Below are 24,239 nucleotides of genomic sequence, written 5' to 3' on the forward strand. Positions count from 1 at the left end.
GGGCGCCGGGGCCGGATCGGTCCCGCTGCGGGCGTCGCTCAGGTGCCGCCGCGCCAGATGCGCCGCCAGAAGGAGGTCTTCGGCGGTTCGGGCGGCGCGGCGGCCTCCGCCGCACGCCGGGCAGCAACCCGGCGCTCACGCCACCGCTCCACCTCCGCGTCGACATCACGCAGCTTGGTGATGACCGGAGGGCCGCCGAGGAGCTGGCGCCTCGCGTCGATCACGCGGTAGTTGAAGTCCTCGAGGACCTCGCGCACCTGTTTCTCGGTGTACTGGCGGTCGAGGCGGTCGTCGAGCTCCGCGTCCTCCGTGCGCAGCAGGATGGCCCGCGGGCCGAGTCCGGTGATGTTCTCGCGCTGGATCAGGCCCTTGACCCACCAGTCGGGATCGTGACTCTCCCCCAGCCCCGGGATGGGCTTGCCCGCGAGCGCGAGGTCGTCGAAGTCGCCGCGTGCCACGGCCCGGTCCACGATCAGCCGTGCGCGTTTGACCTCGTCCTCGCCCTCACGCAGGGGGGCCATCTCGCCGGAGGCGGAGCCGCCGTCGTCGTTCTGCCGTTCCAGCTCGGCCATCGCGTCGCCGGCGTCCCCCCGGGCAGCGCGGAACTGGGCCGCCTTCCGCAGCCGCTCCTCGTGCTCCTGGGACCTGCTGATGTCGCTGCCCTCCGGGTCGATCGTGCCGGTTTCTCCAGTATTCCGACGTCCCGCCGATCCTCGCAACCAGTTCTCCTGCGGACGAACGGGCTCGCGTTTCGTCGTCGTGCGCACCGCGGCGCTACCTCTGCCGGTCTGCACACCCGGCGCGGCGGCCCGCACCCGGGGTACTCCCGCCACGGGTCCGGGCACCCGCGCCGCAGGCACCACCGACGACGACGACGGCGGGCCACCAACGAACCCCGGGCACCCGTGCCGCTGGCACCATCGGTCACCGGAGAAGGCCCGCCGGAAGAAGCTGCCGCAGAAAAGCTTCCGGGACCGAAGCCGCTAGGCGATCCAGGCCGTCGTGTCCGCCGGCAGCTTGCCGTCCACCAGCGGCGAGCTGCTCAGCAGCACCGAACCCGCAGGCAGATCGGCGGGCTCCGAACCGAAGTTGGTGACGCAGTGCCAGCCGCCGGGACGCGTGAAGTGCAGGACCTCGGGCGACGGCTCCTCGATCCACTCGAAGTCCTCCTCCCCCTGCAGTTCGCGGCGCAGCTGGAGCGCCCGGCGGTAGAAGCTGAGGGTGGAGCCGGGATCGCCCTCCTGCACCTCGACCGCGTACTCGCCGAACCACTCGGGCTGCGGAAGGTGCGCGCCGGCGAAGCCGAAGCCGAAGGACTCGCCGTCCCTGGTCCAGGGCAGCGGCACGCGGCAGCCGTCACGGCCCACGTCCACGCCCGTGTTGCGGAAGAACGTGGGGTCCTGGCGGTCCTCGTCGGCGATGTCGGCGACCTCGTGCAGGCCGAGCTCCTCCCCCTGGTACAGGTAGGCGGATCCGGGCAGCGCCAGCATGAGCTGCGTGACGGCGCGGGCACGGCGCTCCCCCAGCTCGCGGTCCAGCTCGGGTTCGGTGCCGCCGCTCAGCAGCCATGCCGAGCCGTCCTGGCTGTCAGTGCCGCCCTGGCCGGGCTTGCTCACGCTGTCCGGCCCTGCCGGCGGCAGGCCGTACCGCGTGGCATGCCGGACGACGTCGTGGTTGGAGAAGACCCAGGTCGACGAAGCACCGGAGGTCTTCGCCTCGACGAGGTTCTTGGTGATGGTGTCGCGGAACTCGCGGGGATCCCAGTCCGCCTTCAGCAGGTCGAAGTTGAACGCCTGGCCGAGTCCCTCGGGGCTGGCGTAGCGGGCGCGGCGGTCGGCATGCACCCAGGCCTCGGCGACGGCGGTGCGCGGCGGGGTGTACTCGTTGAACACCGTGCGCCACTCGGCGAAGACCTCGTGCACCTCGTCCCGATCCCAGAAGGGGTGCTTGCCGTCGTGGTTCCCGCCCTCGGGGCTGAGGTCCGCCTTGGACGGCAGCGGCTCGCTCATGTCCTTCGTCAGGGCGTGCGCCACGTCCACGCGGAAGCCGTCGACGCCGCGGTCGGACCAGAAGCGCAGCGTCGCCAGGAAGTCGTCGCGGACCTCGCGGTTGTCCCAGTTCAGGTCGGGCTGCTCCCGGGCGAAGATGTGCATGTACCACTGGCCGTCCTCGACCCGCTCCCACGCCGGCCCGCCGAACACGGAGTCCCAGTCCGACGGCGGCTCCTCGCCATCAGGACCCTTGCCGTCACGGAAGATGTAGCGGTCGCGGGCCGCGGATCCCTTCGGCGAGGCCAGCGCCTCCTGGAACCAGGCGTGCCGGTTGGAGGTGTGGTTGGGCACGATGTCGGCGATGAGCTTGATGCCGGCCTGGTGCAGTGCGGCGATCATCTCATCGAAGTCCTCGAGGGTGCCGAGCTTGGGATCGACGTCGCGGTAGTCGTCGACGTCGTACCCGCCGTCCGCGAGCGCGGAGGGATAGAAGGGGCTCAGCCAGACGGCGTCGACGCCGAGGGATTTGAGGTACGGGATCCGTGAGGTGATGCCCTTGAGGTCACCGATGCCGTCGCCGTTGGAATCGGCGAAGCTGCGCGGATAGACCTGGTAGACGGCGGCCTGGCGCCACCAGTCCGGGTCCTGCATGCGCTTCGCGAGCGCCTCGGTGGACAGCTCCGTAGCGGCATCGACGGCGGATTCAACGTCGGGATTAACGGTGGATGTCACGGGTGTCGTCCCTCTGTGATGTGGAAGTGTGGGCACTGGGGTTGCCGGCGCGGCCCTGGTGAAAGAGTCGGCCAGCAAGGCACCCAGGCTTTATTTTTACGATAGAAATAAGAGGCGTGTCAATGGACGGAAAAGCCGAAGGGGGACTTGCGATGGAGGCAGTCCGGTCGCTAGCGCTCCACAGCCCGGCCCGCGCGCTGGCACGGGAAGTCCTCGTCCGCGGCCCCATCTCCCGCGCCGACCTCGCTGCCCGCCTGGGCCTGTCCATCGCCAGCCTGACACGCCTGAGCAAGCCGCTCCTGGACGCCGGTGTGCTCCGCGAATCCGAGGAGCACCTGCCCGCGGCGATCGGCCGGCCGACGCGCCCGCTCGAGATCAGCCCGGACGCGCACCGGTTCGTCGGCATCAAGCTCACCGGCCGCAGCGCGGCGGCCGTGGCAACGAACCTCAGGTCCGACGTCGTCGACACGAGCGAGCGATTCCTCCCCGGCCAGGACGTGGACGACGTCGTGGGTGCGATCGTCGACGCCATCACCGACCTCGGCCCCCTCGACGCCTTCAGCGGCGTGGGCATCAGCATCGGCGGCAAGGTCGGTTCCGGTGCCCGGGTGATCCGTGCCCCCTTTCTCGGCTGGCGCGACGTACCCCTCGCCGACCTCCTGCATCAGCGGACCGGCCTGCCGGTCGTGGTCGAGAACGACGTCGTCGCCCTCACCATCGCGGAACAGTGGTTCGGCGCCGGGCGCGGCGAGAAGGACTTCGCCGTCCTGACGATCGGCGTCGGGGTCGGGTACGGCCTCGTCATCAACGACTCCGTCATCGCACCGCCGGACGCCGGACTCGGACTCGTGGGCCACTACCCGTTGGAGGCCTCGGGGCCGGAATGCCCCGAAGGCCACGAAGGCTGCGCCTCTGCGATCCTGACCATCCCGGCCATCTGCTCGCAGTTCACCGCGGCGACGGGCGAGCAACGGTCCTACGAGGACATCCTCAGGCTCGCAGCGGAGGGACACCCCGCTGCGAGCGGGATCGTCGAGGCGGCCGGTTGGAGGCTCGGCCTGCTGGTGTCCGCCGTCGCAAACCTGACCATGGTGGACCTCGTCATCCTGTCGGGAGAGGGCATGGACCTCGCGGAGGTCGCCGCCACTCCCCTGCAGGACTCGGTCACCTACCACCGCGACCCAGAGGCAGCGCCGCTCCGTTTGAGGCGGCAGCCCACGGACTTCGCGCAGTGGGCCCGCGGCGCCGCCGCTGTCGCCATCCAGCGCACCATCCTCGGGACCCTCGGGTGAGGACTTGGGGTCACGGAATTATTCAGCCGGCTGATCAATTGCACCGGGTATGACTACTCTCGCAATCATCGGAGCAGGACGCGGCCTCGGAGCCGCAGTGGCACGGCGTTTCGGGGCGGAGGGGTTCTCCGTGGCCCTCATCTCCCGGAGCCAGGGGAAAGTGGACGCCCTCGCGGAGGACCTCGGCAGGGAAGGCATTCATGCCCGGGGCTTCGCCGCAGACGTCCGGAACCCCGAGTCCATCGCAGCCGCCCTCGAAGCCGCGACCGAGACGCTCGGACCGATCGAGGTGCTGCAGTACAGTCCTCTCCCCCAGAAGGACTTCATGCGGCCCGTCCTCGAGACGACGCCGGCGGACCTCAAGGGTCCGGTGGAGTTCTCGATCTACGGGTCCGTGGCCGCAGTGCACCAGGTGCTGCCCGGGATGCGGTTCCTCGGCAAGGACCGCGGCACCATCCTCTTCGTCAACGGCGGTTCCGCAGTCAAGCCCGGCCGCGCTGTCACCGGTACCTCGGTAGCCTTCGCGGGCCAGGCCGCCTACGCCCAGCTGCTGCACGAGGTGCTCGCCGAGGAGGGCATCCACGTAGCGCAGCTCATCATCGGCGGCCGCATCGTCGAGGGCGATCCGGACAAGGACCCCCATGTGCTCGCCGGCGTCCTGTGGGATCTCCACGCCCGGCGGGACACCTTCCGGCGGCAGATCAGCGCGGATTGATGCCGCACCTGCCACGAGATCCGGCAGCGACGCGGGGTCCTCGACTTCCGGACTGAGCAGCACCCGGCAGCGTGCCGCCCGGGCCCGGAAGGCACGGGACGGCACAGAAGGACGCCGACGCTACTTCCCGACGCCGTCGGCCAGCCCCCGTACGAAGTACTTCTGCGTGAGGAAGAAGAGCAGGATGACCGGCACGGCGGCGATCGTCATGCCGGCGAAGACCACGGGGTATTCGGTCCCGTGCTTGCTCATCAGGTTCGTCAGCCCGATGGGCAGCGTCTGCAGGTCTCCGCCGCTCGTGAAGACCATCGCGAACAGGTATTCGTTCCAGGTGAACAGGATGTTCAGGATGACGCTGGAGACGAGGATCGGCTTGCACATGGGCAGGATGATGCTCCAGAACGCCCTCGCCTTGCTGGCCCCGTCAACGGCCGCCGCCTCGTCGATCTCGAGCGGGAGGTCGACCATGTAGGCGCGGATCAGGAAGGTGGTGAAGGGGATGCGGAACGCCACGTAGAGGATCAGCAGCGCCCAGAACGTGTTGTAGAGCCCGAGCGCCTGGAACATCTTGACGAGCGGGATCAGCGAGACGGCGGGGGCGAGCATGAGGCCACCGAGGATCAGGGCCAGCACGGTGCGGCTGAAGGGGATTTGCATCCGGGTGAGCCCGTACGCGGCCCACGCACTGATGAAGACCGTCGCGATGGTCGCCGTGACGGTGACCAGGATGCTCGTCACCAGGTAGCTGCTGACGCCGCGGTTCCACGCCTTCACGTAGTTGTCCCAGCTGAGCTGGAGCGGCAGCGCGAAGGGGTTCCCGAAGAGCTCGCTGTTGGTCTTGAATCCGTTCAGGACCATCCACAGCAGGGGATAGATCACGACGACGGCGAGGGCCAGCAGGAACGACGCCACGAAGGTGCGCGCGACGACGCCCAGAAGGCTTGTCCGGGTTACCATTCCACTCTCCTCTTTCGCGTGATGGCCAGCTGCAGGAGCGCGACGCCCAGCGTCAGGAGGAAGATCACCGTGGCGATAGCGGCCGCGTAGCCGAAGTCGTTGCGGCCGAAGCCCATCCGGTAGAGCCAGCTGACCAGGACCTGGCTCGAATTGTTGGGACCTCCGCTGGTCATGACCATGACCTCGTTGAACACCTGGAAAGCGCCCGAGAGCGTCACGATGATCATCAGGCCCGTCATCTCGCGGGTGAGCGGGACCGTGACCTGGAGGAACCTGCGGACGGGGCCGACGCCGTCGAGCGAGGCGGCGTCGTAGAGGTCCTGGGGGATGCGCTGGATGGCGATCGCGAAGAGCAGTGTGGAGTAGCCGAAGCCCTGCCACTGGCTCATGGCGATCACGGCCCAGATGGCCGTGCCCTCCTGCCCCAGCCAGGCCTGCGTCAGGGAGTCGAGTCCGACGCCCCGCAGGGCCGCATTCAGGATGCCGAGTTCCGGCTCGTAGATGAAGTAGAACAGCAGTCCCGCGACCGTCAGGGAGATCGCGGACGGAACGAAGTAGATGGCCCGCAGGGCACGCCGCCACCGCTCGGACCGCAATCCCTCCACCAGCGCGGCGAGGAGCAGCGCGCCGAAGACCTGGCAGACCAGCGAGACCGCGGCGTAGGCGGAGTTGTTCAGCAGGGCGTGCCAGAACACCGGATCGCCGGCCAGCTTCTCGTAGTTGGCCATCCCGACGAAGGAGGACCCCCCTCCGTAGATGTCCCACTCCATGACGCTGTACTGCAGGTTCTGGAGCAGTGGGAGGTAGACGAACACGCCCAGGATCAGGAGAGCCGGAGCCACCCAGGCCCAGCCCCGCGTCCTGCGGTGCCGCCGCACCCCTGCTTCCCCGGTCCGGGGCAGCAGGGGTGCGGCGGGTTCGGTCCTACTTGGCGCTGTCTGAAGCGGCGCGGACACTGCTCAGAACCTCTTCGGGAGTCTCGGATCCGGACACCAGCGCCTCGCCGCCGGCGAGCCAGGCGTCCGCGACGTCGGGAACCGTGACGGCGTCGAGCCACCCGAGCAGGTAGCTGGCTTCGTTGAGCTTCTCGACGCCCTCGACGACGGCGGGGCTCGCCGTCGATTCGGAGACGGCGCCCACGATGGTGCTCGGCTGGCTGAAGGGCGCCCCGGCGAGCTTCTCCGCGTTGGCCTTGGTCGTCACGAACTTGAGGAAGTCGACGGCGAGCGCCTGGCGCGGGGACCTGGCGTTGACCATCATGCCCTCGGGAGATCCCTCCAGTGCGGCGGGGTCACCCTCGGCACCTTCGGGAGCCGGCAGGGCGAAGATCCCGAAGTCCTCTGCGGTGATCTTCGAGGATTCCGTGACGACCGAATCGAACTCCAGGATCTCCTGGAAGTACATGGCCGCCTGGCCGGCGGACTGGGCCTGCTGGGCGGTCGAGTACAGCACGCCGTTGGAGTCCGATCCCGTCGCGGTGCAGTCCTGCACCACGGTCTGGAACTCCTCGAGCGACTTCGCGTAGCCCGGGTGGTCCCAGGAGGCGGTCGCAGGGACGAAGTCCTTCTCCAGGACGTCCTGCGGCACGTTGTAGGCGAAGAGCTGCTGGAGGAAGTGCAGTCCGGGCCAGCCGTCCTTGTTGCCGAACGCCAGCGGCTCCACGCCCTGCGCCTCGAGCTTCGGGCAGGCGGCGATCAGTTCCTCGAACGTGGTGGGAACGGCGACGCCGGCCTTGTCGAACAGGGCCTTGTTGTAGCCCATGAACTTGCCGTTGTTGTACAGGGGGACGGCGTAGTACTTGCCGTCCTGGGCGAAGGCGTCCAGCGATGCCGCCCCGAACGTGCCTCCCCATTCCGACTCGGGGGCGAGGACCGCGCTGAGGTCTGCGGCCAGGCCGCCCTCGATGAACTTGTCGGCGTAGTCGCCGGTCCACGAGAAGTAGATGTCGGGCAGGGCCGAGGAGGCGACGAGGGTCTTCGTCTTGTCCTTGATGCTCTGGTCCGTCTCCTGGATGATCTCGAAGTCCACGTCCGGGTGCAGGGCCGTGTACTCGGCGGCGAGGTCCTCGAAGTAGGGGGACAGCGGTTCTCCGCCGAACTTCGTCAGGATCGACAGGGTTCCCTCGTATTCGGGCGGGGCCGTGAGGTCGGCTGCCTCGACCTCGGCTCCGCCTCCGCACGCCGTCAGGCTCACCAGTGCCGCGGCGGTGACCGCGCATACCCTCAGTCGGACGTTCTTCATGGCCGATCCTCCTTCATTGACCGGGACCTGCCCGGAAGCCTCCGCTGCGGATCGATGACTGCCCGGTGGGCCGGTCCATCTCCGCGTGGTGCGGATCACAGTAGCGCAAGATTGATACCGGTACCAGAGGGCGGTCAATTATTTCGACGCAGCAAGTGGAAGGTGGTGAGGAGCAGAGCTGATGGTTGACGCTGCAGATTTCACCGTGCAACGATGTGCCGGTGATACCGGTATCAACCCGGGCACCTCGCCTCTTCCGAAGGGATCATCATGCTGAAGTTCGATGAGGACCAGTTCCTCACCCGCGCCCGGAGCTTCCTGGGCCTCCAGCCGCGCATAGAAGAAATCGTCGCCGGCCTCTCCGACGTCGACGCCGTCTTCCTCATCGGGTCGGGAGGAACCTACGCCGCGATGTGGCCCTACGAGCACCTCCTGCGCCGCAACACCAGGATCCCGGTCCGCTCCGCCATTGCGGCGGAACTGGTCCTCTCGGGCGACGCCCTGCTCACCGAGCGGGCGGTCGCCGTCTTCGCCTCGGCCTCGGGCACCACCGAGGACGTCATCCAGGCCATCGAGTACTGCCGCGCCCGCGGTGTCCGCACCGTCGGATTCACCGGGATCGCCGACAGCCCGATAGCACAGGCCGTGGACCACGCACTCATCACCGAGCCCGATGCCTGGCCGTTCGACCTGGGTCTGCTGCTCTTCAGCACACGGTTCCTGTCCGAACGCGGCGAATTCGCCGGCTACGACAAGCTCGTCGACCAGCTGCCGGCCGTCCCGGCGGCCCTCGTCGAGGTGGCCCGCCAGGCGGAGCCCCTGGCCGAGGCATTCGCGGCACGGCACAAGGACACGGACTTCCACTTCGTCGTGGGCAGTGGCAACCTCTGGGGCCACGCCTACCTGTACTCCATGTGCATCCTGGAGGAGATGCAGTGGCTGCGCACCACCCGCGTGCACGGAGCGGAGTTCTTCCACGGTTCCCTCGAGCTGATCGAGCCCGACACCAGCGTCCTGCTCTTCGTCGGCGAGGACGAGACCCGCCCTCTCATGGAGCGCGTCGCGAGGTTCTCGGAGAAGTACTCGCAGGCGACCACCGTCCTCGATACCGCGGACTACGCACTGGAGGGGGTCGACGACGAATTCCGCGGCCTGCTCGGCCCGCTGGTGATGGACACGATCACCAGCCGGATCAGCAAGCACCTCGAGAAGCAGCGCGACCACTCGCTCGACCTGCGCCGGTACTACCGGGTCGTCGAGTACTGAGCCCACCGGACGGCGAGTCCCTCGTTCCCGGCCGGGTGCCCGTCACCCGGCCGGGACTCCTTCGAGCAGCAAGGCACCCATGCGCGTTCTCGGCTATGGCGACAATATCGTCGACCGCTTCATCGACCGCCGCACCTCCTACCCGGGCGGCAACAGCGTCAACTTCTCCGTCTTCGCGCGCCGCCTCGGTGCCGATGCTGCATACCTCGGCGTCTTCGGGAACGACCGCTTCGGCGACCTGCTGAAGCAATCCCTCCTCGCGGAGTCCGTCGACATCTCACGCTCGGTCACGAGGAACGGACCGAGCGGCTGGACGAACATCCGCCTCGAGGCCGGCGAGCGCCAGTTCCTGGACTGGAACGGTGGCGGGATCACCCTCGCCGAGCCGCTGCGGCCGTCCGCCGAGGACCTCGCGTACCTGGCCGGGTTCGACGTCGTGCACTCCAGCGTCTATTCCGGCATCGAGGAGCACCTGCCCGCCCTCCGGGCCGCTGTCCCCCGCGTGAGCTTCGACTTCTCCGCGGACGACGACCGGCGGTCCGACGCCTACCTCGCCGCGGTGTGCCCCTCCGTGGACCTGGCGCAGTTCTCCTCCGCGGACCTCGACGAGCGGGAGACCCGCGATCTCCTCTCGACGGCGATCCGCCACGGCGCCGGCGCCGCCCTGGCGACCCGCGGCACCGAGGGCGCCCTGTTCCTCGACGGCGGCACGTTCTACGAGGACGGCGCGCAGTACGTCCCGCCGTCGTCCGTCGTCGACACGATGGGCTGCGGGGACGCGTACCTGACGGCATTCCTCCTTCGGCTGCTGCAGGCCGGCTGGTCGCGGAACCGGCACGCGGATGCCGTCGACGTCGCAGCCTCGATGCACGCGGCCGCCCGCTATTCCGCGCAGCAGTGCACGGTCGAGGGGGCTTTCGGGCACGGCTGGCCGTTCTCCGACGCGGACCCCGAGGAGGCCCGGGCCGCGCTGATCGGGCCGAGCGTCCCGCTGCCTCGTTACCATTAGCCCATGGCGTCCGAGCATCCCCCCATCAGCGCCCCCACCATCTCAGACGTCGCAGCGGAAGCGGGTGTCGGGCGCGCGACGGCGGCGCGCACCCTGGGCGGCTACGGCTCGGTCAGCGCCGTCGCCCGCGAGCGGGTCCTGGCCGCCGCCGAGCGCCTCGGCTACCGGTCGAACATCCTCGCGCGCAGCATGACCACGGGCGTCACCAATTCCCTCGGGATCGTCGTGGCCGACATCGGGAACACGTTCTTCTCCGGCCTCATCCGCGGAGCGTCGGACGCGGCGAGCGCGAGGAACCTCGACGTGATCGTCATCAGCACCTACGAGGACCTGGCGGCCGAGCGCCACGCCGTCGGCGTCCTCCTCGACAAGCAGGTGGACGGCATCGTGGTGTCCTCGGCCGCGGTCGGCGCGCCCGAGGCCGAGCACCTCACCGAGGCGACCCGACGGGGTACCCCCGTGGTCCTGATCGACCGGCTGGTCCCGGGGCTGCACCTCGACGCGGTCGTCGTCGACAACCGGGCGGAGGCCCGGCGCGTGACGCGGACGCTCATCGAGGCGGGCCATCGGCGGATCGGGTTCCTGTGGGGCCCGACGACCGACGCCGGGATCGATACGCTCGACGATCTCCTGACCGTCAACACCCGCAGCCTGTGGAGCGACGCTGAGCGGCTGCGCGGATACCTGGACGCGCTGCGCGACGCGGGTATCCCCTACTCGCCCGCCCTGATCACCACCGGAGCGAAGACGGAGGCCTCGGCGGCGCAGGCTGCCTCCGCGATGCTGCGGTCGGACGATCCTCCCACCGCCCTCTTCGCGACCGAGGCTGAAGCACTCATCGGCGCCCTTCATGCCGTCCAGGACCTGGACCTCTCCTACCCGGGGGACGTGTCCCTCGTGGGCTTCGACGACACGTCCTGGGCGACGGTCATGCAGCCGCCGCTGACGATGATCGCCCAGCCGGTGGACGAGATGGGGCGGCTGGCGGTGGAACAGGTCGCGTCCCGCATCGGCTCATCGGAGTACGAGCCCCGGCTGCACATGCTCCCCGCGGAACTCATGGTCCGCTCGTCCATCGGCCCGCCCTCCCGCATAAAGCAGGCCGCGCCGGTGGGGAAGGCCTGAGCCCTCCCCGCCGGCGCACCTCGCGTCGCGGACGTCCCGGTCAGGTGAAACGTCCGGGCCGGAAGGTCTCCAGCATCGGGTGCCTGCGGCCGGTGACGATCTCGTTCGCCAGCAGCTCGCCTCCGATGAGCCCGAGGGTGGCGCCGGAGTGGGTGAACGCGACGAAGCATCCGGGCACGGTCTCCAGTTCACCGAACACGGGTTCGCCGTCGCCCGGGATGGGCTTGCGGCCGATCTTCCAGGACGCCGCCGTGAGCTGGGGCTCGCCCTCAAGCAGCTTGGCGGCCTCGTCGGCGAGCTCGTTCACGACCTCCTCCGGGATGGAGTACGTCCCGTCGGCGTTCTGCGTGATGCTCTCCTCGTACCAGTCGTGGTCGAGCGCGAAGGTGTTGCCCGGGTTGGGGCGCACGGCCGCCCTCGGGGTGTTCATCACCGTCCTCGCGGGGTGTTCCACGGGAGCGGTGGTCACGAGCATCGACACCGGTGAGGCGTCGGCGATCTCCACGCCCAGGTCGGCGACGACGGCGGGAGTCTGGGGTCCGCAGGCCACGACGACGTCGTCGGCCGGGAAGGACCCGGCGTTCGGGGTCTCGATGCCGGCCGCGCGTCCGTCCTCGACGAGGACGTGAGCTGTACCGGCGTGGGTCACGAGTTCGCCACCGCGGGCACGGAACTCCTCCATCAGGAAATCGATCAGGTGCGGCAGGCTCACCCAGCCCTCACCCGGGTTGAAGATCGACACGGTGCCGACCGCGTCCTCGCTGATACCCGGCGTGTGGTTGTTCACGCTGGCCGGAGACACCAGGACGGAGTCGTAGGCGTGGGCCTTCTCGTATTCGTGGCGCGCCACCGTGTCCTGGTCCGAGCCGGCGTCGGCCCAGTGGAGGCCGCCGTCGAAGCGCAGCCAGTCGCGGGACGGGTCCGCGGCGAACAGCGTCCGGTACCGGTCGATGCCGCACACGCGCAGCTGGTGGTACGGCGAGGTCCGCTCCCCCGCGCTGTTCAGCCAGGACAGGGACCTGCCCGAGGCGCCGCTGGCGAGCTCCGCCTCGGTGACCAGGACGACCGATGCCCCCTCACGCAGGAGGTGCACCGCCGTCGAGACCCCGAGGATCCCGCCGCCGAGGACTGCGACGCGTCGTGTTGGTTCAGCCGTGCTCATGGGTTTTTTCCTTCGTGATAGATGCAGGTGATGGAGCCGGGTATCGGCTCCGGGAGTGCAGGTTCTCGATGATCCGCAGGACGTCGATGGAGTCCTGCGGGTCGACGGGCAGTGGGCCCTCGCCGCGCAGTGCGCGTGCCAGGAGGTCGTAGAAGGCGGGATAGTCCCCGCGCTCGGCGGGGACGCCGCGCTCCGAGGTCCCGTCCGAGACGGTGCCCCAGGCCTCCTCCGGTTCGACGCCGTACTCCTCCGCGGCGGGATCGGCGCCTGCTGTCAGGGCGGGCTCCTGGCGGTCGAGCCCCTTCTTCGTGTACGCGCCGGAGGACCCGGAGACGGAGAAGCGGGCGCCGGGCAGCGCCGCGAACCCGCTCATCCACAGTCGCGAACGGACTCCCGAGGCGTGGCGCAGGGAGACGAAGCTGTCCTGGTCCGCGGCCGCATCCGCTGTCCTGCGGTCCAGTTCGCCATAGGCCTCCTGCACCGGGCCGAACAGGCGGATGGCCTGGTCGATGAGGTGGGCTCCGAGGTCGTGAAGGATGCCACCGCCCTCGGCGACGGTCGTGGTGTCACGCCAGTTGCCGAAGCCCCCCGGCCGCCACCATTCGAAGCGGCTCTCGAACGTGTGGACGTCCCCCAGCTCGCCCGATGCGAGGAGCTTCCCGAGCGTCAGGAAGTCCGCGTCCCACCGGCGGTTCTGGAAGACGGTCAGCAGCACGCCGGCCTCGGCCGCCTCCTGCAGGAGGAGCGTTCCCTCGGAACTCGTGGGGACGAACGGCTTGTCGGCGACGACGTGGATGCCCCGCGCGAAGGCCCGCCGCGCCTGCTCGGCGTGCGTTCCCGGCGGAGTGCCGAGCACGACGACGTCCAGCTCGACCTCCCCGGCGTCGATCAGTGCGAACAGCTCGGCTGGGGTGCCGACGATCCGGGCGGAGGGGTAGCTCTCACGGGCGTCCTGCGTACGCTGCGGATCGGCGGTGACGATCACGTCGAGGGTGAAGTCGGCATTCGCGGCGACGAGCGGGGCGTGGAAGACCTTACCGGAGATCCCGAATCCGAGGATGGCTGTGCGGAAGGGGCCGCGCATCAGAGCACCTCCGAGAGGAAACGCTGCAGACGGGCGCTGCGGGGGTTGTCGAAGATGTCCTCCGGGCGGCCGGCCTCGACGACCTCGCCCTCGTCCATGAAGACCACCTGGTCGGCGACCCTCCGGGCGAAGCCCATCTCGTGCGTCACCACCGCCATGGTCATGCCGCGTTCGCACAGTCCGGCCATGAGGGTGAGGACTCCCTTGACGAGTTCCGGGTCGAGGGCGGACGTGGCTTCGTCGAAGAGCATGACCTCCGGTTCCATCGCCAGCGCACGGGCGATGGCCACCCGCTGCTGCTGTCCGCCGGACAAATCGCGCGGCCGGTGGTCGGCGCGCTCCCCCAGCCCCACCTCGGTGAGGCGCCGTCGGGCGCGCTCGGTCGCCTCGCTCTTCGACATCCCCTTGACCTTCCAGAGGGCGAGGGCGACGTTCTCCAGGGCGGTGTGGTCGGGGAAGAGGTTGAAGTGCTGGAACACCATGCCGATCCTGCGGCGCAGGACGTCCGGCCGGACGCGCAGGGCGTCCTCGCCGTCGAGCAGGACGTCGCCCGAGCTGGGCTCGTGCAGCCGGTTGATGCCCCGCAGCAGGGTCGACTTGCCGGACCCGGACGGACCGATGATGCAGGTGGTGGTGCCGGGAGCGATCTCGAGGCTGACGTTGCGGAGGACCGGGACGTCGCCGTACGCCATGCACAGGTTCTTCAGCTGGAGGCTGGAACCGCGGAAGGTGAGCTGGTCGGCGGAGGTGCTGGTGGTGCTGCTCATGTGTTGCTCCCTGTGGTGAGCGGGCTGACCGCATCGAGTTCTGTGACTTCCTTGAGCCCGCTCGTCGGAGCCGTGGGCCGGCGGCGGCCGGTGCGGAAGCGCTGGTCGAAGTAGTTCACGAGGTGCGTGAGCGGGACGGTGACGACGAGGTAGAAGATGCCCGCCAGCACGAGCGGGGAGAGGTTCCCCGTGTTGACCGCGGCGTCCTGGCCGACGCGGAAGAGCTCGCGCTCGGAGACGAGCAGTCCCAGGAAGTAGACCAGGGACGAGTCCTTGACGATCGCGATGAACTGGTTCACGAGTGCGGGCAGCACCCGCCGGACGCCCTGCGGGATGACCACGAGTGCCATGGCCCGTCCGTAGTTCATCCCGAGGGCGCGGCAGGCCTCCAACTGGCCCTTGTCAACGCTCTGGATGCCGGCGCGGAAGATCTCTCCGATGTAGGCGCTGGCGATGAGGCTGAGCGCGATGATGCCCAGCGGGTACGGTGACGGCCCGAAGATGCTCTGGCTGACCTTCGCGAAGCCCTGCCCGATCAGGAGGATGGTCAGGATCGCGGGGAGCCCCCGGAACAGGTCGGTGTAGATCCGCGCGGGGATGCGGAGCCAGCGTGAGGTGGAGATGCCCATCACGGCGACCATCATCCCGAGGACGAGGCCGATGACGGTCGAGGCGGCGGAGATCACGAGCGTGTTCACGAGGCCCACCGTCAGGAGCTGTGGTGCGACGGTGAGCATCGAGTCGACGTCGAAGAAGGTCTTGACGAGGTTGTCGAGGAAGTCCATGAGGGGCTCTCAGTTCGTTGGGTGCGACGCCGGGAAGGCGCCGGCTACTTGCTCGTAGGAGCCGGGGTCGCCGTCTGCTCGGCGCTCGGCAGGTACTGCTCGGGCATCGGGGAGCCGGGGAACCACTTCTCGTAGAGTTCCTTCCACGTGCCGTCCTCCATGGCGTCGCCGAGGGCTTCGTTGAGCGCGGCCTTGAACTCTTCCTTGTCCTTGGCGATGGCGAAGCCTGCCGGTGCGTCGAAGGACGGGATGTCCGCTGCGGACACCAGGCCGAACTTCTCCATGTAGTCCTGGGCGGCCTCGTAGTCGAGGAAGTGCGCGTCGACGGCACTGCTGTTCACTGCGGCGATCGCGGTGTTGTTGTCGGGGAACCGGACCAGGTCCGAATCCGTGTAGTGCTTCACCGCGTAGGCCTCCTGCAGCGTTCCCTGCACGACGCCGATGCGGTGGCCGGCGACGTCCTGCTCGTTGCCGATGCCCGAGTCCTCGCGGGTGATGAGGGTCAGGTACCCGGCGAGATAGCCGTCGCTGAAGTCGACGGTCTGCTGGCGTTCCTCGGTGATCCCGATCGCTGCCACTCCCACGTCGAACTGCTCATTGGCGACGGCGGAAAGCAGGCCGGAGAAGTCCTGGCCGGTGAAGACGACGTCGTCGACCCCGATGCGGGAGGCGACGTCGGTGAACAGTTCGACGTCGAAGCCCGTGAACTCCCCCGACTCGTCGGTGAAGGTGTACGGCTTCGAGTCCCCGAGGCTCGCCACGCGGATGGTGCCGGGCTCGATCAGGCCGTAAGGGTTCTCCTCCCCGCCCGAGGCGGCGGTGCCGCCGCAGCCGCTCAACGTGAGGGTTGCTGCGAGTGCGGCCGCAGCCAGGGCGAGGGGGCGGGAGATGGTGCGCATCATGTCCGGGTACTCCAAAGGTCTCTGGTGGGGGTGGTGGCCCATGCTCACGGTCGGCAATGCCTCGGCCTTGCTTGTTGAGTCCGGTCTCACCTGACTAGAATGAGACCGGACTCACACGGGTTGGTGAAGAACGTACCCCGCGCTCCGACGTAGGTCAACTCTTTTCGGAAAGGGCTTCATGGAATCTTCTTCAGCGTCCCGCTACACGACCGTTGCCGATGTGGCACGCCTCGCCCAGGTGTCGAAAGCCCAGGCGGCCCGCGCCCTCGGAGGCTACGGCGCCGTCAGCGACGAGGTGCGCTCCCGCGTCCTGGCCGCCGCCGAGACACTGCAGTACCACCCGAACGAGCTCGCCCGGAGCATGAACACGGGCCGCTCCAAGACGATCGGCGTCGTCGTCGGGGACATCGAGAACCCCTACTTCAGCCTCGCGATGCGTGGCATCTACGACACCTCGAAGGCCGGCGGCTTCGACGTCATCCTGATCAACACCGGTGAGGACCTCGCCACGGAGATCGACGCGGTCAACGTCCTCCTGGACAAGCGGGTGGACGGGATGATCGTCGCGCCCGTCACCGGGTCCTCCAGCACGCACCTCAACCGCGTGGTCGAGTCGGGACGCCCGGTGGTCCTGCTGGACCGGAAGCTGCCGAGCCTGCCGGTGGACTCCGTCGTCGCCGAGATGCGGCAGGTGTCCTACGAAGCCGCGCGCCATCTCCTCGACGAGGGGCACACGCGGGTCGGCTACATCTCCTCCCTCGACGTGGGCGGTGTCGAGTTCACGATGGACCTGGACCTCGGCACGAATCCCGTCACCGAGAGGATCGCGGGCATCCGCCGGGCCTTCGACGAGGCCGGCGTGGCACTGCCGGCCGACCTGATCCGCCTCGGGGCAGGCAGGCAGCACAGCATCGGTGACCTGGTCCAGGCATTGGTCACGGGCCCGGATCCGGCCACCGCCATCGTCGCCTCCGACAGCGTGATCGCCCTCGAGGCCCTCGCGGAGCTCCAGCGCGCCGGCGTCCGCATACCCGACGACGTCTCGTTCCTCATGTTCGACGAGCTGCCCTGGGCCGGCCTGATGACGCCGCCCATCACGGTGGTCGCCCAGCCCGTGTACGACCAGGGGGTCGCTGCCGCGGAGATGCTGCTCCGGCGCATCGGCGGGGACCGCACCGAGCCCGAGCACCTGGCCCTGCCGTCCCGGCTCATCCGCCGGGAATCCGTCGCGCCGGTCGGCTCTGCACTTGGTGCCTCGGCCTGACGCCGGGGAAGCGCGGATTCGGGGCACGCTCGGGAAAGGCCGATACTGACAGAACGACCACCACCCGTCACCACCCGTCAACACCCGGAGGATTCATGAAGATCGCACTGCTCGGCGTCGGACGCATGGGCCACGAACTCGGCGTGCACCTGCTCGCAGCCGGCCACGAACTCACGGCCTGGAACCGGACGGCCGGCGCCGTCGAGCGCCTCCGCGAGGCCGGGGCCGCACAGGCGGATTCACCCGAGGACGCCGTCCGCGACGCCGACGTCGTCCTGACGGTGCTCTTCGGACCCGACACCGTGCGCGAGGTGGTGCTGTCCGGGCTGGAACTGCCCGCCGAAGCCGTCTGGTTCGACGTCACGACCGTCTCCCCCGACGACGCCCGCGAGTTCGCCGAGTACGCCGCCGCCGCCGGGGTCCGCTATGTCCACGGACCCGTCATCGGGAGTCTCGCCCCGGCACGCGCGGGCCGGCTGGGCGTCCTGCTCGGCGGCGCGCCGAAGGATGTCGACGTCGTCGAACCCCTTGCCGCCCTGTGGGGGGACAGCGAGCGCGTACGCCGCGTCGCGACGCCGTCGGATGCGGCCGCCGGAAAGCTGCTCGCCAACCTCGCGCTCGGCGTCACCCTGCAGGGCCTCGTCGAGGCGCTGCGCCTGGGCAAGGCGAACGGGCTCGACGCGGAAGCCGTCCTCGACCTGCTCGAGGGGACGGGCCTCGGGGCCATCGCGGGCATGAAGGGCCCGGTCATCACCGGAGGCACGTTCGGGGACACCCAGTTCTCCGCGGACCTGCTCGCCAAGGACGTGCGACTGATGCTGCGGTCCACTCCCGATCCCCTCCCCGCGGTCACGGCGGCCCTGCAGTCGCTCACCGAGGCGCAGCGCGCGGGAGCGGGCGACGACGACATCGCCGTGATTGCGAAGCCGGAATTGCGCTAGTCGCTCGCGCGTCATCACACGCCCGCGGCGGCTCCTTCCTTGAGGCGGCGAGGCTGTCCGCCGTGCCGCGGGCATCGGCCTTGTGCCTTTCCTCGCTGCGAGAACACATTCGAGCCAGCATCCGGGTGCCGCGAATTGCTTGTCTGAGCGGCGGTCCATCCGGGTACGGTACGAAGTATGGCTACCCTCGATACTCCCGGTCCCGACGCAACCCACCAGCGCCCCGAGGGCGTTTCCGACATCACGGTCGAAGCACTCGGAAAACTGTCCGAAGCACTCGAGGTCGTGGAACACGCGCGGGGGCTCCTCTACGGGTTCCACCGGCTCACCGGCACCGCCGATCTCAACCTCTCCGACGCCGAAGAACTGTTCCGCAAGGCCGGCCACACCGACATAGCCGACAGGCTCGCCAGCGACATCATCGGCCGCAACGTGATCGAAGGGCGGTGGACGTTCCAGATCATGGAGGACTACGACGACCACTACTACTCCGAGTTCAAGGCCTTCGAGAAGGAAGCCCGCGACGCCCTGGCCGAGGGGAAGCGCCACCTCTTCGAAGCGGAGATGAAGGAAGACCGCCGCACCAAGGGCAAGGAGCACCACGAGGCCCTGCCACCCGAGGCCTGAGCGCCGCCGCTGCTGCTCCTTTCCAGCGTTTTTCCTGCGTTTTCCGGAATGTCCGGAGCATCTGTTAGACAAGGGAAGTCACGAATTGAATCCTGCGTGGAGTGCGGATCGCTGTGACCACGTATCTGGGGGCACAAGTACATGCAATTCGGGGACATGCTGCGCCAGGCGCGCAGCGCCAAGGGGCTGACCCAGGAGGAACTGGGAGCAGGGGTGTATTCCACCCACTACATCTCCCTCCTCGAGCGCGGACAGCGCCAACCGACTCCCGAGATGGTGCAGCATTTCGCGGCGCGCCTCGGGATGGACGCACAGACGCTCAGCTGGTGGGTCGAGCCGCCGGCCGCCGAGAATCCCCCCGCCCTGGCAGCCGCGATGTTCGCAGCCAACTATGCACGGGACATGCACGACGACGCCCTCGCGGCGTCCGAGGCCGAATACGCCGCGAGCATCGCGTTCGAGCAGCGCAACGCCGCGGCGTGGTGGGACATGTCGATGCTGCAGGCGCAGTCACTGATCGCACTGCGCCGGTTGGAGGACGCGGAGGCCGTCCTGCTACGGATGGAGAACTCGTCGCTGCTGATTGCGACACCCGAACTCCGTTCCGTCGTCCAGGGCCGCCTGTCCACGATCGCGCGGAGCAGGGGGCACCTGATCGAGGCTGTCGATCTCGCCCGGCAATCCGTCGAGTCCGTAGAGCATCTCGCCGAGCAGTCGCCGGCCCGCCTCCAGGCCGCGTTCATCCTCATCGCCGCACTGTCCGTGAAGGGCGACCTCGAGGAGGCGTGGGAGGTGACCCAAACCCTCAGTATCTGTGAAGGCGCGCCATCCGTACCGTCACTCCTGGTAGCACGGGGGGCCTGGGCGGTCGGGAACGTCGCCTTCCGCCGAGGCGAGGTCGACGTCGCACGTGAGCAGCACGCACTTGCCGCCAGGCTCCTGCTTCCGCAGACGGACCTGACCGCCTGGGCGGAGTTCCACAAAGCGAGTGCCACCTTCAAGCTGCAGGCCGGCATCGTCGACGATTCCGTCCGAGAATCGCTGGGCAAGGCGGAACAGGGTCTGGACCTCATCGGTAAGGCCGGCCAGCACCTCGAACTGGCCATCGCCAAGGCCTATTTCGCAATCCTCACAGAGGATCTGGACACGGCGGGCGAACTCCTCGAAGGGGTCGCGGACCAGCGCAACCTCCTCGAGTTCGAGTTCACGGTAGATCTCGAAACTTGCCTCGGGCAGTACCACGCGGCAAGGAAGTCCGCCGAACGGGCCGCGCACCACCTGTCCGAAGCGGCCCGCCTCTACTCCGAGGCCGGAGCGGACGAGAAGGCCCGCGAGCTGATGGACCAGGTGAGGGCGCTGTCCGGCTGAGTGCCCTCCTGACTGACCGGTGTCAGACAAGGTCTTTTTTCGGCACACCGTAGACAGTCGCCCGGGGCAGTCCTAGCATTTCACCAGCACGGGGACTCCTGGGGGACAGGGCCGTGCGCGTAGTCCAGCGGCCTTGCCGCTGCTCGGTGCTGGGGCCGGTCAGAGAGTCTCGACGATCCCTCGCACCCAAGGACGAACTTCATGAAGGGTACAAGCACGCCCATCGTGGTGGCCGCGCTCGCGGTCGCCCTCATCTCACCAGCCGGCGCCGCAACCGCGACGCCCGGCTCCTCGCATCACAGCTGGACAGTCACCGCCGGTGAGCCGGACACACTGGCGACCGGCCTTGTCGGCCCGCTTCGCGTCGCCGTGGGCCGGGGTAATACGGCCTACGTTTCACAGAATTTCGGCGGACAGCTCACCAGTGTGGATCGGAAGGGGGTCCTGGCCACGCTCATCGACAAGCCCGGTATCGAGATCGGCGGCGTGTCCGCCCATCACGGCGAGGTGTATTTCACCGAAAGTGCCGGCGGTGGGCCCCAGGGTGAGGGCCCGCTGATCGCCAACGTCAGCGTTCTCGAGAAAGGTGCCATCCGCGTGCTCGCCGATCTCGCCGCGCTCGAGACCGCCAACAACTACGACGCAGCCAACGCCTATGGCTTCCAAAACCTCGACCACGCATGCGCAGGACAGATCGCGCCGGAGCTCGCGCCCATTGTGCTGCCCCATGGGGGCGAGACCTACTCGCACCCCTATGCAACAGCGGTATCGAACTCCGGGCGCTACGTGTACGTCGCCGACGCCGGCGCCAACGCTGTGTTCACCATCGATACGCGGAGCAACACCGTGAGCGCGGCCGTCCTCGAACCTGTGCCGACGCTGATCACTCCGGAGCTCTTCGCCTCTGCCGCAGAACAGGGGTTCAAGCTGCCCGACTGCGTCATCGGGTCCACCTTCAACAGCGAACCCGTCCCCACGGACATCGAACTCGGCCCGGACGGCATGCTCTACCTGACGTCGCTGCCGGGAGCCCCCGAGGATCCCACGCTCGGGTCGGTACGCCGGCTCGACCCGGCCACCGGCAGCATCGAGGTCATCGCGTCCGGCCTCACGACACCGACCGGGCTGGCGCTGGACCGGCGGGGCAACATCTTCGTCGCCGAGCTCTTCGCCGGCAGGATCTCGGTCATCGCCGCGGGGACTTCCGAGGCAGTCCCCCTCCTGGAGGCTGTCCTCCCTGCCGACGTCGAGATAGACGGCAAGTACCTGTACGCCACGACGAACGCACTACCGAGCGAAACGGAACCGCCGAACGGCATGCTGGTCCGCTCACGCCTGGACTACAGCAGGCAGTAGTCGGCACAACGACGACGCCGTGTCCCGAGGAGGGGCACGGCGTCGTCACGCCTGACCGAACCGGGGATGTGCTCAGGCGTAGATGCTCTTGAAGTAGCGCCCCCACGGTTCGGCCTCGTCGCGGCCGGTGCCGGAGAAGTCGTGCGCCGTCATGCCAACCGTGGCGCCCCACGCGTTCCGGCCGAAGAACCGGTACAGGGCGTCGCCGGTGCGCAGGCCGAGGAAGTGCTCCGTCAGGTAGTCGAGCTCGGCGTCGAGCGGTGCGCCGTCGGGTCCGATCACCGTGACGTGCTCCCCCTGCACCGCGCCGTCGAGCTCCAGAGCGCTGATGAGGCGCGTGAAGCCGTCGGGTACGGCGGAGGAGTCGGGTGCCTGGATGTCCGTGAACGTGACGGGTTTGCCGTCGAAGTAGCGCAGGTACTGGTCGAGGGTGTGGAGGTAGAAGCGCGTGTGCTGCGAGGCGCCGTCGTACTGCTGGTCCCAGTCGTCCACGAAGATGCCGCTGTGCACGTAGTGGAGCTTGGTCCTCTCGTCGCCCAGCGGTTCGAGGACGTGCTCGAGCTGGTTGAACCAGCCGTCCTCGCCGTCCATGCGATTGATGAGGTGGTGCGGCCTCTCCTCCACGGGGAAGGAGGAGGGCCAGTCATCGGTGGGGAACATCCACGCAGGCGTGCCCGTGGTGACTGCTTCCCAGACCCGTTTAGGAGTCCCGCCCACGATGGTGTCCACGACGATCTCGAAGGATCCGTTCTGGTTCATTGCTTCTCCTCAAGAGCTAGCCCGGCGACCGGGCTGATAGCTGGGGTATCCATCAGCGCCGGGCCGTTCGCCCGCGCGTTTTTCAGCCTCGGGTGGAGCGCGACGACGACCCTGTGGCGCCGACCGCCCCCGCCTGGCTGGTGGTATCGAGCCGCAAGCTGCCCGACGGTAATGCCGAGCTCCTCCGCGAAGGCCGCACGGTCGGCGGCGGAGGCGAAGGTCACCTCGCCATCGATCGCGAAGGTCGGCAGGGTCTTCCCCGCCGTCGCGGCACCAGCGATCAACCGGCCCACCTCCTCGACGAGGCGCGCTGCGAGCGCCAGCAGCCAGAACGCAGAGAACCGGTCGGTGAACCGCTGTGGATCAGGTGCGACCGAGGCCAGGGCCGACGGCGAGATCACGAACGCTGCCGCAGTCGCCTGCAGCACCCGCTCGGTCATGTTCCCGCGCCGCCGCTCCTCGACCAGCTCGACCAGGCCGACGGCTTCGAGCGCGCGCAGGTGGTAGTTGACCTTCTGCCGTGGCAGGTCGGTCAGGGACGCGAGTGACGACGCCGAGCCGGGCTCGCGGAGCAGGTCGAGTAGCCGCGACCGGGTCGGGTCCAGGGACACGACGGCGGCGGCAGGGTCCTCGATGACGCGGATGTCGTCCATGTGCCCACTGTCCCGCCGACAATTATTTTTGTCAATACTGTTTTTACTGTCCGTCCGCGGCGGGGTTCGCGGCGCCCTTCTGCCGCTGCCGCCAGGTACTCCGCGACCACCGGAATCTGATGGAAGCGGTCAGGTCTGCGGCCGGAACCGCCGGATGCTGTAGACGATGAAGGCGGCGGCCATGAGCCCGGAGACGATGAGCCCCAAACCCGCGCTCCAGCCGCCGGGCAGCCACCAGCGGTCATCGAGCGGCCACCAGCCGGGAACGGCGGGGCGCACAGTCCACAGGACACCGAGCAGGACGAGAATGAGGGCGCCGGTGAAGCTGAGCACTATGTTCCGCGTGCTCTTCACTCCCTGGGTGGCCGCTGCGAAGGCCTTCCGCTTGACGGGCTGGAGCCAGCGCCGCGCCCACTCGTACTGCTGGGCGAGAACGGCAAGGCCCGCCACGAGAGCCAGCAGCCCGGGGCCGGGGAGCACGAGGGCGGCGAGGCCGATCAGCACGAGCAGCCACCCCACGACGAGGCCGATGATGCGGCTGGCCCCGCGGGGCCGGGTTCGTCCGGCGAACACTGCACCGTGAGTCCTGCGTTGTCGAGGGGGCCGCGCCATCAGAGATTCCTCAGTAGGCTTCGCATTCCTCTATCGTTGAACTGATCAGTGCTGGTGGCAACACCCGTCTGCTTCCGGGCGGGGCGTTTGCATCACGGCAAAAGCACGGCATTGCACGTTACTGGGCACGGCACGGAGCATTGCTGACGTGTCGGTACTCAGCAGTATCAAGGACTTCCCGCACACGCGGGCACAGAAAAGGAGATTGACCATGATCGGATTCATCCTCGCCGGCCTCATCATCGGCGCCCTCGCACGGCTCATCAAGCCGGGCAAGCAGAACCTCGGCCTGCTCGCCACGCTGCTGCTGGGCCTCGTCGGTTCCGTCATCGGCGGCGCCATCGCGAGTCTGCTGGGCACCGGCAACATGTGGGAACTGAACATCCTCGGGTTCATCGTGTCCGTCATCGCGGCGGTACTGCTGATCGGCGTCGCGGAGAGCGTTGCGGGCCGCCGCCACGTCCGGCGCTAGGACCTACCAGCACCACGGAGGGGCGGCTTCGGCCGCCCCTTCTGCGTGTCAGGACCCGCGCCCGACGTCGTCGTTCCCTGCCCTCCTCCGTGTCCGGCACGCCCCGCCCCTCCCGCTCGTTCACCCGGTATACACGCCTCACCCCTCCCAGCTCGCAGG

Annotated in this window: 24 protein-coding genes; 11 read left to right on the forward strand and 13 right to left on the reverse strand. The window is 68.6% G+C overall.

The features are described 5' to 3' along the window. Positions 1 to 38: 38 nt before the first annotated feature. Both ACX80H_RS11990 and ACX80H_RS11995 read right to left on the reverse strand, forming a co-directional pair. Positions 39 to 767 carry a DnaJ family domain-containing protein gene (locus tag ACX80H_RS11990; RefSeq protein WP_459313581.1) on the reverse strand — a complete coding sequence of 243 codons (729 nt, stop codon included), beginning with the start codon at positions 765 to 767 and terminating at the stop codon, positions 39 to 41. A gap of 216 nt (positions 768 to 983) precedes the next feature. Continuing rightward, positions 984 to 2,642: a glycoside hydrolase family 13 protein gene (locus tag ACX80H_RS11995; RefSeq protein ID WP_459313838.1), complete on the reverse strand. Its 1,659-nt coding sequence runs from the start codon at positions 2,640 to 2,642 to the stop codon at positions 984 to 986. 203 nt (positions 2,643 to 2,845) lie between these two features. Between ACX80H_RS11995 and ACX80H_RS12000 the strand changes: the two genes are divergently transcribed. After that, entirely contained in the window at positions 2,846 to 4,015 is a 1,170-nt protein-coding gene (locus ACX80H_RS12000) for an ROK family protein (RefSeq protein WP_459313582.1), read from the forward strand. Positions 4,016 to 4,064: 49 nt separating this feature from the next. Beyond that, positions 4,065 to 4,730, forward strand: coding sequence for an SDR family NAD(P)-dependent oxidoreductase (locus tag ACX80H_RS12005; protein WP_459313583.1), 666 nt, complete (start codon positions 4,065 to 4,067; stop codon positions 4,728 to 4,730). Positions 4,731 to 4,850: 120 nt separating this feature from the next. Here the strand turns inward: ACX80H_RS12005 and ACX80H_RS12010 are convergent, their stop codons facing one another. From ACX80H_RS12010 to ACX80H_RS12020, 3 genes are read right to left on the reverse strand one after another with little or no spacing between them, the layout of a single operon-like run. Next, the gene (locus ACX80H_RS12010; protein WP_459313584.1) at positions 4,851 to 5,687 is read right to left on the reverse strand and encodes a carbohydrate ABC transporter permease; all 837 of its coding nucleotides are present in this window, start codon (positions 5,685 to 5,687) and stop codon (positions 4,851 to 4,853) included. After that, complete coding sequence (locus ACX80H_RS12015; protein ID WP_459313585.1) at positions 5,681 to 6,643, reverse strand: carbohydrate ABC transporter permease; 963 nt, start codon at positions 6,641 to 6,643, stop codon at positions 5,681 to 5,683. The genes ACX80H_RS12010 and ACX80H_RS12015 overlap by 7 nt, the downstream gene beginning before the upstream one ends. Continuing rightward, on the reverse strand, positions 6,612 to 7,928 hold the full coding sequence (locus ACX80H_RS12020) for an ABC transporter substrate-binding protein (protein WP_459313586.1): 1,317 nt from the start codon (positions 7,926 to 7,928) through the stop codon (positions 6,612 to 6,614). The genes ACX80H_RS12015 and ACX80H_RS12020 overlap by 32 nt, the downstream gene beginning before the upstream one ends. Positions 7,929 to 8,198: 270 nt before the next feature. Here ACX80H_RS12020 and ACX80H_RS12025 point away from each other — a divergent pair, with 270 nt between their 5' ends. The 3 genes from ACX80H_RS12025 (at position 8,199) to ACX80H_RS12035 (ending at position 11,328) form a co-directional block, all read left to right on the forward strand. Further along, positions 8,199 to 9,194: an SIS domain-containing protein gene (locus ACX80H_RS12025; RefSeq protein ID WP_459313587.1), complete on the forward strand. Its 996-nt coding sequence runs from the start codon at positions 8,199 to 8,201 to the stop codon at positions 9,192 to 9,194. Positions 9,195 to 9,273: 79 nt separating this feature from the next. After that, positions 9,274 to 10,203 carry a PfkB family carbohydrate kinase gene (locus ACX80H_RS12030; protein ID WP_459313588.1) on the forward strand — a complete coding sequence of 310 codons (930 nt, stop codon included), beginning with the start codon at positions 9,274 to 9,276 and terminating at the stop codon, positions 10,201 to 10,203. Positions 10,204 to 10,206: 3 nt separating this feature from the next. Further along, positions 10,207 to 11,328: a LacI family DNA-binding transcriptional regulator gene (locus ACX80H_RS12035; RefSeq protein WP_459313589.1), complete on the forward strand. Its 1,122-nt coding sequence runs from the start codon at positions 10,207 to 10,209 to the stop codon at positions 11,326 to 11,328. A gap of 40 nt (positions 11,329 to 11,368) precedes the next feature. Here ACX80H_RS12035 and ACX80H_RS12040 read toward each other — a convergent pair whose 3' ends face one another. From ACX80H_RS12040 to ACX80H_RS12060, 5 genes are read right to left on the reverse strand one after another with little or no spacing between them, the layout of a single operon-like run. Then, positions 11,369 to 12,490, reverse strand: coding sequence for an NAD(P)/FAD-dependent oxidoreductase (locus ACX80H_RS12040; RefSeq protein WP_459313590.1), 1,122 nt, complete (start codon positions 12,488 to 12,490; stop codon positions 11,369 to 11,371). Next, positions 12,477 to 13,574: a Gfo/Idh/MocA family protein gene (locus tag ACX80H_RS12045; protein ID WP_459313591.1), complete on the reverse strand. Its 1,098-nt coding sequence runs from the start codon at positions 13,572 to 13,574 to the stop codon at positions 12,477 to 12,479. Before ACX80H_RS12045 ends, ACX80H_RS12040 begins: the two co-directional genes overlap by 14 nt. Further along, positions 13,574 to 14,341 carry an amino acid ABC transporter ATP-binding protein gene (locus tag ACX80H_RS12050; protein ID WP_459313592.1) on the reverse strand — a complete coding sequence of 256 codons (768 nt, stop codon included), beginning with the start codon at positions 14,339 to 14,341 and terminating at the stop codon, positions 13,574 to 13,576. The genes ACX80H_RS12045 and ACX80H_RS12050 overlap by 1 nt, the downstream gene beginning before the upstream one ends. Beyond that, entirely contained in the window at positions 14,338 to 15,126 is a 789-nt protein-coding gene (locus ACX80H_RS12055; RefSeq protein ID WP_459313593.1) for an amino acid ABC transporter permease, read from the reverse strand. Before ACX80H_RS12055 ends, ACX80H_RS12050 begins: the two co-directional genes overlap by 4 nt. Positions 15,127 to 15,170: 44 nt before the next feature. After that, the gene (locus tag ACX80H_RS12060; RefSeq protein WP_459313594.1) at positions 15,171 to 16,028 is read right to left on the reverse strand and encodes an ABC transporter substrate-binding protein; all 858 of its coding nucleotides are present in this window, start codon (positions 16,026 to 16,028) and stop codon (positions 15,171 to 15,173) included. 178 nt (positions 16,029 to 16,206) lie between these two features. Between ACX80H_RS12060 and ACX80H_RS12065 the strand changes: the two genes are divergently transcribed. From ACX80H_RS12065 to ACX80H_RS12085, 5 genes are all read left to right on the forward strand, one after another. Then, positions 16,207 to 17,292, forward strand: a complete 1,086-nt coding sequence (locus ACX80H_RS12065; protein WP_459313595.1) for a LacI family DNA-binding transcriptional regulator — start codon at positions 16,207 to 16,209, stop codon at positions 17,290 to 17,292. A 95-nt stretch (positions 17,293 to 17,387) separates the two neighbouring features. Continuing rightward, the gene (locus ACX80H_RS12070; protein ID WP_459313596.1) at positions 17,388 to 18,233 is read left to right on the forward strand and encodes an NAD(P)-dependent oxidoreductase; all 846 of its coding nucleotides are present in this window, start codon (positions 17,388 to 17,390) and stop codon (positions 18,231 to 18,233) included. 177 nt (positions 18,234 to 18,410) lie between these two features. Then, entirely contained in the window at positions 18,411 to 18,860 is a 450-nt protein-coding gene (locus ACX80H_RS12075) for a hypothetical protein (RefSeq protein WP_459313597.1), read from the forward strand. Between the two features lie 141 nt (positions 18,861 to 19,001). Beyond that, the gene (locus ACX80H_RS12080; protein ID WP_459313598.1) at positions 19,002 to 20,228 is read left to right on the forward strand and encodes a helix-turn-helix domain-containing protein; all 1,227 of its coding nucleotides are present in this window, start codon (positions 19,002 to 19,004) and stop codon (positions 20,226 to 20,228) included. Positions 20,229 to 20,429: 201 nt separating this feature from the next. After that, positions 20,430 to 21,584, forward strand: a complete 1,155-nt coding sequence (locus tag ACX80H_RS12085) for a ScyD/ScyE family protein (protein ID WP_459313599.1) — start codon at positions 20,430 to 20,432, stop codon at positions 21,582 to 21,584. A gap of 72 nt (positions 21,585 to 21,656) precedes the next feature. Here the strand turns inward: ACX80H_RS12085 and ACX80H_RS12090 are convergent, their stop codons facing one another. From ACX80H_RS12090 to ACX80H_RS12100, 3 genes are all read right to left on the reverse strand, one after another. Then, a complete protein-coding gene (locus ACX80H_RS12090; RefSeq protein ID WP_459313600.1) occupies positions 21,657 to 22,343 on the reverse strand; it encodes an SRPBCC family protein in 687 nt (228 codons plus the stop codon). Then, positions 22,340 to 22,996: an ArsR/SmtB family transcription factor gene (locus ACX80H_RS12095; protein WP_459313601.1), complete on the reverse strand. Its 657-nt coding sequence runs from the start codon at positions 22,994 to 22,996 to the stop codon at positions 22,340 to 22,342. The genes ACX80H_RS12090 and ACX80H_RS12095 overlap by 4 nt, the downstream gene beginning before the upstream one ends. 129 nt (positions 22,997 to 23,125) lie before the next feature. Continuing rightward, positions 23,126 to 23,569, reverse strand: a complete 444-nt coding sequence (locus tag ACX80H_RS12100; protein WP_459313602.1) for a PGPGW domain-containing protein — start codon at positions 23,567 to 23,569, stop codon at positions 23,126 to 23,128. Positions 23,570 to 23,819: 250 nt separating this feature from the next. On the opposite strand from ACX80H_RS12100, the gene ACX80H_RS12105 reads away from it, so the two are divergent. Continuing rightward, on the forward strand, positions 23,820 to 24,080 hold the full coding sequence (locus tag ACX80H_RS12105; RefSeq protein WP_133082632.1) for a GlsB/YeaQ/YmgE family stress response membrane protein: 261 nt from the start codon (positions 23,820 to 23,822) through the stop codon (positions 24,078 to 24,080). Positions 24,081 to 24,239: the final 159 nt, after the last annotated feature.

This window comes from Arthrobacter pasteuri, assembly GCF_054510955.1.

Coding starts and splice junctions, on each gene's coding strand:
- ACX80H_RS11995 (WP_459313838.1), bottom strand. CDS start 2,642: ATGCAGGACCCGGACTGGTGGCGCCAGGCCGCCGTCTACCAGGTCTAT.
- ACX80H_RS12000 (WP_459313582.1), top strand. CDS start 2,846: ATGGACGGAAAAGCCGAAGGGGGACTTGCGATGGAGGCAGTCCGGTCG.
- ACX80H_RS12005 (WP_459313583.1), top strand. CDS start 4,065: ATGACTACTCTCGCAATCATCGGAGCAGGACGCGGCCTCGGAGCCGCA.
- ACX80H_RS12010 (WP_459313584.1), bottom strand. CDS start 5,687: ATGGTAACCCGGACAAGCCTTCTGGGCGTCGTCGCGCGCACCTTCGTG.
- ACX80H_RS12020 (WP_459313586.1), bottom strand. CDS start 7,928: ATGAAGAACGTCCGACTGAGGGTATGCGCGGTCACCGCCGCGGCACTG.
- ACX80H_RS12025 (WP_459313587.1), top strand. CDS start 8,199: ATGCTGAAGTTCGATGAGGACCAGTTCCTCACCCGCGCCCGGAGCTTC.
- ACX80H_RS12030 (WP_459313588.1), top strand. CDS start 9,274: ATGCGCGTTCTCGGCTATGGCGACAATATCGTCGACCGCTTCATCGAC.
- ACX80H_RS12035 (WP_459313589.1), top strand. CDS start 10,207: ATGGCGTCCGAGCATCCCCCCATCAGCGCCCCCACCATCTCAGACGTC.
- ACX80H_RS12040 (WP_459313590.1), bottom strand. CDS start 12,490: ATGAGCACGGCTGAACCAACACGACGCGTCGCAGTCCTCGGCGGCGGG.
- ACX80H_RS12045 (WP_459313591.1), bottom strand. CDS start 13,574: ATGCGCGGCCCCTTCCGCACAGCCATCCTCGGATTCGGGATCTCCGGT.
- ACX80H_RS12050 (WP_459313592.1), bottom strand. CDS start 14,341: ATGAGCAGCACCACCAGCACCTCCGCCGACCAGCTCACCTTCCGCGGT.
- ACX80H_RS12055 (WP_459313593.1), bottom strand. CDS start 15,126: ATGGACTTCCTCGACAACCTCGTCAAGACCTTCTTCGACGTCGACTCG.
- ACX80H_RS12060 (WP_459313594.1), bottom strand. CDS start 16,028: ATGATGCGCACCATCTCCCGCCCCCTCGCCCTGGCTGCGGCCGCACTC.
- ACX80H_RS12065 (WP_459313595.1), top strand. CDS start 16,207: ATGGAATCTTCTTCAGCGTCCCGCTACACGACCGTTGCCGATGTGGCA.
- ACX80H_RS12070 (WP_459313596.1), top strand. CDS start 17,388: ATGAAGATCGCACTGCTCGGCGTCGGACGCATGGGCCACGAACTCGGC.
- ACX80H_RS12075 (WP_459313597.1), top strand. CDS start 18,411: ATGGCTACCCTCGATACTCCCGGTCCCGACGCAACCCACCAGCGCCCC.
- ACX80H_RS12080 (WP_459313598.1), top strand. CDS start 19,002: ATGCAATTCGGGGACATGCTGCGCCAGGCGCGCAGCGCCAAGGGGCTG.
- ACX80H_RS12085 (WP_459313599.1), top strand. CDS start 20,430: ATGAAGGGTACAAGCACGCCCATCGTGGTGGCCGCGCTCGCGGTCGCC.
- ACX80H_RS12090 (WP_459313600.1), bottom strand. CDS start 22,343: ATGAACCAGAACGGATCCTTCGAGATCGTCGTGGACACCATCGTGGGC.
- ACX80H_RS12095 (WP_459313601.1), bottom strand. CDS start 22,996: ATGGACGACATCCGCGTCATCGAGGACCCTGCCGCCGCCGTCGTGTCC.
- ACX80H_RS12105 (WP_133082632.1), top strand. CDS start 23,820: ATGATCGGATTCATCCTCGCCGGCCTCATCATCGGCGCCCTCGCACGG.